This window comes from Halobacillus sp. BBL2006 (genome assembly GCF_000786645.1).
GTDB lineage: Bacteria > Bacillota > Bacilli > Bacillales > Halobacillaceae > Halobacillus.
In genome coordinates, this window is sequence record NZ_JRNX01000393.1 from 1 (window position 1) to 1825 (window position 1825).

Consider the following 1825-nt stretch of genomic DNA (forward strand, 5'->3'; position numbering starts at 1 on the left):
TCCGGAATTCCTAACTTCGTCAAATCTTGAAGCCCTGCGCTTTTTATTTCAGGTACAGACTTGAAATGGCGCAGCAATAACCGTCTTCGTTTTTGTCCTACACCTGGGATCTTATCAAGCTCGGACTGAATCGCACCTTTTCCACGAAGCTGCCTGTGGAAGGAGATCGCAAAACGGTGAACCTCGTCCTGAATTCGCTGCACAAGGTAAAATTCTTGTGATTTACGATCTAAATCCATAGGGACAGGCGGATCTCCATAAAGCAACTCACTCGTCTTATGCTTGTCATCTTTGGCAAGTCCGCAGAGCGGTATATCTAAACCAAGTTCATTCTCAAGGACATCCAAAGCCGCTGACATTTGTCCTTTAGCTCCGTCGACCACAATCAAGTCTGGCAGTGGAAGTTCTTCTTTCAGTACACGTTTGTACCTCCTCCGAATCACTTCTCTCATCGTATCGTAATCGTCCGGTCCTTCTACATCACGAACTTTATATTTGCGATATTCTTTTTTGCTGGGCTTTCCATCAATGAAAACAACCATAGCTGACACAGGATCGGCGCCTTGAATATTAGAGTTATCAAATGCCTCGATCCGATGTGGCGTTTCAATATTCAAGTGTTCCCCAAGGGTTTCTACCGCTTTGATCGTCCGCTCTTCGTCCCGCTCAATTAGGGCGAACTTCTCTTCAAGCGCAATTTCCGCATTCTTCATAGCCAATTCCACAAGCTCTTTCTTACGTCCACGCATTGGAATGTGTACTTTCGTATCCAATGCCCCTTCCAGGACTTCGACGTTCGTAGCAACAGGAACAAGAACTTGTTTCGGATAAGGGTGGTTCTGATGCAGATAAAAACGCCCGATATAGCTGAGGAAAGTTTCTTCTGGATCATCAAAGAAAGGAAACAGAGCCACATCGCGTTCAATCAACTTCCCACGCCTTACGAAAAAGACTTGGACACACATCCAGCCTTTGTCATACGAATAACCGAAAACATCACGATCCACTTGATCATTCATCGTCATTTTCTGCTGCTCCATGACAGACTCGATATGTTCGATTTGATCTCGAAGTTCTTTTGCCCTCTCAAAATCCAAGTCCTCAGAAGCTTCGTACATCTTCGTTTTAAGATCCTTCTTTATCTCTGCATGACCTCCATTTAAAAACGAGGTAATGTTTTGAACGATCTCCTGATTCGTCTCTTTTGACACGGGAAACTCACAAGGTCCTAAGCATTGATGCATATGATAGTACAAGCAAACCCGGTCCGGCATCGTATTACATTTGCGCAGCGGATAGAGCCGATCGAGCAATTTTTTTGTCTCCCTCGCAGCGATGACATTGGGATAAGGTCCGAAATACTTCCCTTTATCTTTCTTGACATTTCTGGTGACAATCAATCGGGGATGCCTCTCCCCTGTAACCTTTAAGTAAGGATAGGTTTTATCATCTTTCAAAAGTACATTATATTTAGGATCGTACTTTTTTATCAGGTTCATTTCTAAAATAAGGGCTTCTATTTCAGAAGTTGTTACGATGTATTCAAAATCAATGATTTCTCTTACAAGGCGTTGGGTCTTTCCGTCATGTGCACCAGTAAAATAGGAGCGCACACGATTCTTCAACACCTTGGATTTCCCCACATAAATGATCGTACCGTGTTTATCTTTCATTAAATAGCAACCAGGCTGATCTGGTAAAACGGCTAATTTCTCTTTAATGTTGGAATTCATCTGTGTCACTCCAATTGTTGAAGTCTATATAAAAAACTTACCATAATTAGGGTTTCTAATACAGCAAAAAACCGCGCTGCAGAGCAGCGCGG

The 1825-nt window shown here is 43.0% G+C and carries 1 protein-coding gene; it reads right to left on the reverse strand.

Annotation, left to right across the window (positions count from 1 at the left end; all coding sequences use genetic code 11):
* On the reverse strand, window positions 1-1733 hold a 1733-nt coding region (gene uvrC, locus LD39_RS12085; protein ID WP_035546845.1), incomplete at its 3' end, for an excinuclease ABC subunit UvrC.
* Window positions 1734-1825 lie beyond the last annotated feature (92 nt).